General features: G+C 69.3%; 5 protein-coding genes. 4 read left to right on the top strand and 1 reads right to left on the bottom strand.

Going from position 1 to position 6,063, the window contains the following annotated elements; genetic code table 11:
• The first annotated feature begins 91 nt into the window (after window positions 1–91).
• Entirely contained in the window at window positions 92–388 is a 297-nt protein-coding gene (locus ACE5CZ_RS13145) for a DUF6510 family protein (RefSeq protein ID WP_374947782.1), read from the top strand.
• A gap of 113 nt (window positions 389–501) precedes the next feature.
• Window positions 502–1,191 carry a Crp/Fnr family transcriptional regulator gene (locus ACE5CZ_RS13140; RefSeq protein WP_374947781.1) on the top strand — a complete coding sequence of 230 codons (690 nt, stop codon included), beginning with the start codon at window positions 502–504 and terminating at the stop codon, window positions 1,189–1,191.
• Window positions 1,192–1,198: 7 nt separating this feature from the next.
• On the opposite strand, the gene ACE5CZ_RS13135 is transcribed toward ACE5CZ_RS13140, so the two are convergent.
• Entirely contained in the window at window positions 1,199–3,520 is a 2,322-nt protein-coding gene (locus ACE5CZ_RS13135) for an AAA family ATPase (protein ID WP_374947780.1), read from the bottom strand.
• A gap of 158 nt (window positions 3,521–3,678) precedes the next feature.
• Here ACE5CZ_RS13135 and ACE5CZ_RS13130 point away from each other — a divergent pair, with 158 nt between their 5' ends.
• Together ACE5CZ_RS13130 and ACE5CZ_RS13125 are read left to right on the top strand one after the other, a co-directional pair.
• The gene (locus ACE5CZ_RS13130; protein WP_374947779.1) at window positions 3,679–5,187 is read left to right on the top strand and encodes a CoA-acylating methylmalonate-semialdehyde dehydrogenase; all 1,509 of its coding nucleotides are present in this window, start codon (window positions 3,679–3,681) and stop codon (window positions 5,185–5,187) included.
• A gap of 32 nt (window positions 5,188–5,219) precedes the next feature.
• Window positions 5,220–6,063 (top strand): NADPH:quinone reductase (locus ACE5CZ_RS13125; protein ID WP_374947778.1); only part of this gene is annotated, 844 nt, incomplete at its 3' end.

Here is a 6,063-nt window from a genome sequence, read left to right as displayed (position 1 = left end):
ACCGGTTTCGTCGAAGCGGTCGCGAGCATCCTGGTCGACCTGGGGCATCCGGCCGAACGCATCAAGACCGAGCGATTTGGAGGAAGCTGACATGCCCGAGCACCCGCAGCAGGCGAATTTGCCGGTGAGTCGGTTCGACGGCAACGCGGCCGCGGGCCCCCTCGCCGAGGTTCTGCGCCTCGACATCACGACGGCCGTCGGCACGTGCCGGCACTGCTCGACGGCGGCAGCGCTGAGCGAGGCGATCGTCGAGCGGGATGCCGACGGCGTGATCGTGCTGTGCCGCTCGTGCGGGCACACCCTGGTCACCTACATCAGCCGCGACGGGCGGCAGTACCTCGAGTTCGCAGGCCTGCTGAGCCTCGACGCGGCAGCCGCGATTGAGTGAGGCGTAACGAGTTCAGGAGGAGCGCGCAGCCGCCGCCACTATCCACGCGGCTCGCCTCTCCTCCTGAACTAGTGACACGATTCCCCTAGCGCCGTCGCTGGTACCCTGCCGGAATGGCCTCCGGAGTGACGATCTACGACCTGCGCGGCGCATCCCTGATGGCACCGTTCACCGACGAGCAGCTCGAGACGCTCGCCGCCGACAGCACCGTGGTGAGGCTCGATCGCGGCACGAGCCTGTTCGTCGAGGGCGACGCCAGCGACAACTTCTACATCGTGCGCTCGGGGCGCATCCGCATCACCCGGCGCTCGTCCGAGGGCACCGAGCTGGGCCTTTCTGTCGTTGAGGGCGGGGGCACGATCGGAGATCTCTCTGTGATGGACGGCCGCGCACGCTCGGCGACGGCCGAGTCGATCGATGATGCCCAGGTGATCGCGGTGCCGGCCGATCGCATCCGAAGCCTGCTGAAGAGCTCGCCCGAGGCACTGATGTCGGTGGTCGAAGAGCTCGCCTCGATCGTGCGACGCCTCACCGGAACCCAGAGCGACCTCGTGTTTCTCGACCTTCCGCGGAGACTCGCCAAGCTGCTGCTCACCTACATTCCCGAGTGGCGCCACGACGCGAACGAGGTCACGGTCGAGCTGCCCATGAGCCAGGCCGGCATCGCGGCTCAGCTCGGAGTCGCCCGGCAGTCGCTCAACACGGCACTGCGCACCCTCACTCGCGACGGTCGCATCACCGCCGACGGCCGACGCGTGCGCCTCACCGATGTGGCCGCACTGAAGGCCTACGTCAGGTCGTGACCGCCCGTCAGCTGCTGACAGAGGCGGCCACCTCGCCCGCGAGCGCCTCGAGGTCGCGCACCGTTCGCCCGTCGGCGTCGCGGCCCGCGGGATTCGCCAGCGGCCACACGTCGATGGCCTGCTCGTAGAGTCGGCGCGCCGCGGTTGCGGCACCGAGACGGCGGGCCGAGTCGGCGGCGGCGAGCAGCCAGTGCACGGCGCGTCGGGCTGCAGACTCGGTGGATGCCGAGGGCGCGGTCTGCAGCTGAAGCGCGTCGACGAGATGCTGGGCGATCACGGCCGCCGACTGGGATCCGTCGTCGGGCGAGGTCTCGAGAAAGTCGACCGTGGCGAGGTGCCTCTCGCTGCGCGACCTGCGCGACTGCATCTCGTAGGCCACCTGGCGAATGAGCGGATGGCTGAAAACATACTGGCCGCGCTCGCTCGAGAGCGGGTCGGTGACCGAGATCAGGATTCCGCGGGTCTCCAGCGTGGCCATGTCGACAGCAAGCGAGCCCGGCGAGCGCCGCGAGACGGCAGCCAGCGCGGGAAGTGAGAACGAGAATCCGAGCACCGACGCGAGCTGGGCCACGAGCCGTGCGCCCGATTCGAGCGCGTCGAGGCGGGATGCGATGAGCACGCGCAGGCTGGCGGGGGGTTCGGCATCGGCGAGCGCGCGGGCGCTGATTCCGGGCGAGAGGCGCAGTCCGTCTGCGGTGTCCTGCAAGAGGCCGTCGTCGACGAGGCTGCGCAGAAGTTCTCGCGCGTAGAGGGGTACTCCCCCGACCCGCGTCGACAGCAGACGCAGGATGTCGCGGGGCAGCTCGGGCGCCAGACCCGCGATGAGCGCCCCGATCGACTCGTCGTCGAGCGGGCCAAGTTCGAGCAGCGTGGTGTCTGCGCCCACGCCGATGGCGGGTCGCCGCCCGAGCAGTTCGGGGCGGGTGACGATCACGATCAGCACCCGGGCCGAGTTCGTGCGCTGCAGGTGCTCGACGAAATCGAGCAGTCCGTCGTCGGCCCAGTGCGCGTCTTCGATCACCCAGACGACGGGGGCGTTCTCGCCGGCGGACATCCGCTCGAACCACAGAGACCAGGCGGTGAAGAACTCGTCGCGCCCGTACTCGGCGGAGCCGGATCCCAGTTGCGGCGCGTCGACCGCGTCGGCGCCCAGCAGCGGGGCGAGCCGCTCGCACATCCAATCGAGCCCGGCCGGTTCGGCGGTTTCCGCCGTGCTCCAGCTCACGAGCTTGCTGCGCAGCCGCCCCCGGGCGACGGCCTCGCTCTCGCCATCGACCGAGCCAATGCGCGAGCGAATGGCCGCCGAGAGGGCCGAGTACGCGACCCCCTCTCCATACGAGAGACAGCGCGCCGAGTGCCACATGATGGCCATCGGCACGTGGTCGAGGTGGTCGCGCAGCTCGAGCACGAGGCGGCTCTTGCCCACGCCGGCGTCGGCGGAGACCACCGCGACGTGCGGTCGGCCGGTGGCCAGCACGCGATCGAAGGATGCGGTGAGCACGTCGCGCTCGGCATCGCGGCCGACGAGCGTCGTGAGAATCTCGGCCGCGGGAGCCGCGCCCGATCCGGTCTCGGAGATGACGCGGAGCGCGGGAAAGGCCGACACCTCGTCGGCCATTCCCTTGACGGCGACGCGGGTCTCGCGCCCGAAGTCGATGCGGTCGACGGTGAGGGTGCGCGTGTGCGAGTCGGTGAGCACCGTCGCGGGGGCGGCGGCTGCCTGCAGGCGCGCGGCCAAGTTGACGGCGGCTCCGGTGACCATGCCCTCGCCCGCCGCTCCAAGCACGACGGCGACCTCGTCGGTCACGACTCCGACGCGCACGGCGAGGGCGCCCTGGCCGGATGCCCGCCCGTAGTCGCCCACGGCCCGCGTCAGTTCGAGGGCGGCCCGCACCGCCCGCTCCGCGTCGTCTTCGCGGGTGCGCGTGGCGCCCCAGACCGCCATGACCGCGTCGCCGATGAACTTCTCGACCACTCCGCCGAGAGTCTCGATCGTGCTGCGGCAGAGGGCGAAGTAGCCCGACAGCAGTTCACGCACGTCTTCGGCGTCGGTGCGCTCGGCGAGCTCGGTGAATCCCACGAGGTCGGCGAACAGGATGCTCGTGAAGCGTCGTTCTGCGGGCTGCGGCGCGGCGCCGCCCGGCAGCGCGGCGCCGCCCGGCAGCGCGGCTCCGCATCGAAAGCAGAAGTTCGCCGCGTCGATCGACGCAGTGGCGCACGACGGGCAGATGCGGGCACGGGATGCCTCGCCGCCCGAACTGCCGACGGCGGCCTGGCGGCCCGGGCTCGCAGAGAGGGGTTCGCTCCCCTTATCGGCATGACCCCACATGCCCCTCATTTTAGGCACGCGCGGGTCGCATGCATTACACCGTCTTCACCGGCCGATCCGAGAGACAGATCGACACTGCGCACGGGCGCGATTCGGCGTAGCGTGACTGCAGGGGCGGCTCCGGCCGTGGCCCCTCTTTCGACGTGAGGAGCAGTTCAATGACAGACACCACCGAGAACCAGCCCATCGTGCACCACTGGATCGACGGCGCCGAGTACCTGTCGACATCCGGTCGAACCGCCCCCGTCTTCGACCCGGCCCTCGGAGTGGTGACCAAGCAGGTCGCCCTGGCCGACCAGGCCGAGATCGACGCCGCTGTCGCGTCCGCGAAGGCGGCGTTTCCGGGCTGGCGCGACACGTCGATCACGAAGCGGCAGCAGGTGATGTTCTCGTTCCGCGAGTTGTTGGCATCGCGCAGGGCGGAGTTGGCCGACATCCTCACCAGTGAGCACGGCAAGGTGCTCTCCGACGCGCTGGGCGAGATCACCCGCGGCCTCGAAGTCGTCGAGCTGGCCACCGGATTTCCGCACCTGATCAAGGGCGAGTACTCCGAGAACGTCTCCACCGGCGTCGACGTGTACTCGCTGAGGCAGCCGCTCGGCGTCGTCGGCGTGATCAGCCCGTTCAACTTTCCGGCCATGGTACCCATGTGGTTCTTTCCGATCGCGATCGCTGCGGGCAACACGGTGGTGCTGAAGCCCAGCGAGAAAGACCCGTCGGCGGCGAACTGGCTCGCCGAACTCTTCACCGAGGCGGGCCTGCCCGACGGTGTATTTAACGTGCTGCACGGCGACAAGGTGGCGGTCGACGGCCTTCTCGAGCACCCCGACGTGAAGAGCATCTCGTTCGTGGGCTCCACCCCCATCGCCCAGTACATCTACGAGACCGCCGCGAAGAACGGCAAGCGCGTTCAGGCCCTGGGAGGTGCGAAGAACCACATGCTGGTGCTTCCGGATGCCGACCTCGACCTGACGGCAGACGCGGCGATCAACGCCGGATTCGGTTCGGCGGGCGAGCGCTGCATGGCGATCTCGGTGGTCGTGGCCGTCGAGCCCGTCGCCGACGAGCTGATCGAGAAGATCACCCAGCGCATGGCCACCCTGAAGACCGGAGACGGGCGCCGTAACTGCGACATGGGACCGCTCGTCTCCGAGGCGCACCGCGACAAGGTCGCCTCCTACATCGACATCGCCGCGACCGACGGCGCCACGATCGTCGTCGACGGGCGAGGCATTGAGGTCGACGGCGCGGCCGAGGGATTCTGGCTCGGCCCGACCCTCCTCGACAACGTGCCCGTGACATCCCGCGCCTACACCGACGAGATCTTCGGGCCGGTGCTGTCTGTGATTCGGGTGGCGTCGTACGACGAGGGCGTGGCGCTCATCAACGCGAGCCAGTACGGCAACGGCACCGCGATCTTCACCAACGACGGAGGAGCCGCGCGCCGCTTTCAGAACGAGATCGAGGTGGGCATGATCGGCATCAACGTGCCCATTCCCGTACCCGTGGCGTACTACTCGTTCGGCGGATTCAAGGACTCGATCTTCGGCTCGAACAAGGCCTACGGCGTGCACGGCTTCGACTTCTTCACCCGTGAGAAGGCCATCACCAGCCGCTGGCTCGACCCCTCGCACGGCGGAATCAACCTGGGCTTCCCGCAGAACTAGCCCGCCGCCGTCACAACAGAAAGAGGCACAGCATGCGCGCAGTCACCTACGACCACACCGGGAATTCCGGCGTTCTCTCCCTCGGCGAGCGCGAGAAGCGTGAGCCAGGCACCGACGAGGTGCGCGTGCAGGTGGTCGTCTCGGGCGTGAACCCCACCGACTGGAAGTCGCGCGCGGGTGCCGGCAGCGGCGACTTCGCCGAGCCGAAGGTTCCGAACCAGGATGGCGCGGGCGTGGTCGACGCGGTCGGCGACGGCGTGACGCAGTTCGCCGTGGGCGACCGCGTGTGGCTCTGGGACGTGGCCTTCGGCACGAGCAACGGCACCGCCCAGGAGTACGTGACACTACCTGCGGCGCACGCGGTCGCGCTGCCTGAGAACGCGACCTTCGACGACGGCGCGAGCCTCGGCATCCCGGCCCTCACCGCCGCGCTCGCCCTGACGGCCAACGAGAACCTGCCCGACCGCCTGACACCCGGGTCTCTCGAGGGCCGCGTCATCCTCGTCTCGGGCGGGGCGGGCGCGGTGGGCCACGCGGCCATCCAGCTCGCCACGTGGGCGGGAGCGAGAGTCATCACCACCGTCTCCTCCGACGAGAAGGCCGAGTTCGCTCGCCGCGCCGGGGCCGAGCACATCATCGATTACACGACCGACGACGTGGCCGCTGCCGTCAAGAAGCTCGCGCCGAAGGGCGTCGACTCCATCGTCGAGGTCAACCTGCAGGCCAACGCCGAGCTCGACGAGAAGATCATCACCCGCGGCGGAACCATCGTGAGCTACGCCTCCGACGGCGACGATCGGGTGTCGCTGCCGATCGGCGCGGCGATGGGCCGCAACGTGCGGCTGCGCTTTCTGCTCACCTACACGGTGAGCGACG

It is taken from the genome of Agreia sp. (genome assembly GCF_964263775.1).
Classification (GTDB): Bacteria; Actinomycetota; Actinomycetes; order Actinomycetales; family Microbacteriaceae; genus Agreia.
The sequence above is the reverse complement of the archived record's forward strand: the minus strand, read 5'-3'. Positions and strand labels throughout refer to the sequence as shown.

What these genes read in the sequence shown, in the direction of transcription:
- ACE5CZ_RS13130 (WP_374947779.1), top strand. Translation starts at nt 3,679, where the DNA reads ATGACAGACACCACCGAGAACCAGCCCATCGTGCACCACTGGATCGAC.
- ACE5CZ_RS13135 (WP_374947780.1), bottom strand. Translation starts at nt 3,520, where the DNA reads ATGTGGGGTCATGCCGATAAGGGGAGCGAACCCCTCTCTGCGAGCCCG.
- ACE5CZ_RS13145 (WP_374947782.1), top strand. Translation starts at nt 92, where the DNA reads ATGCCCGAGCACCCGCAGCAGGCGAATTTGCCGGTGAGTCGGTTCGAC.
- ACE5CZ_RS13140 (WP_374947781.1), top strand. Translation starts at nt 502, where the DNA reads ATGGCCTCCGGAGTGACGATCTACGACCTGCGCGGCGCATCCCTGATG.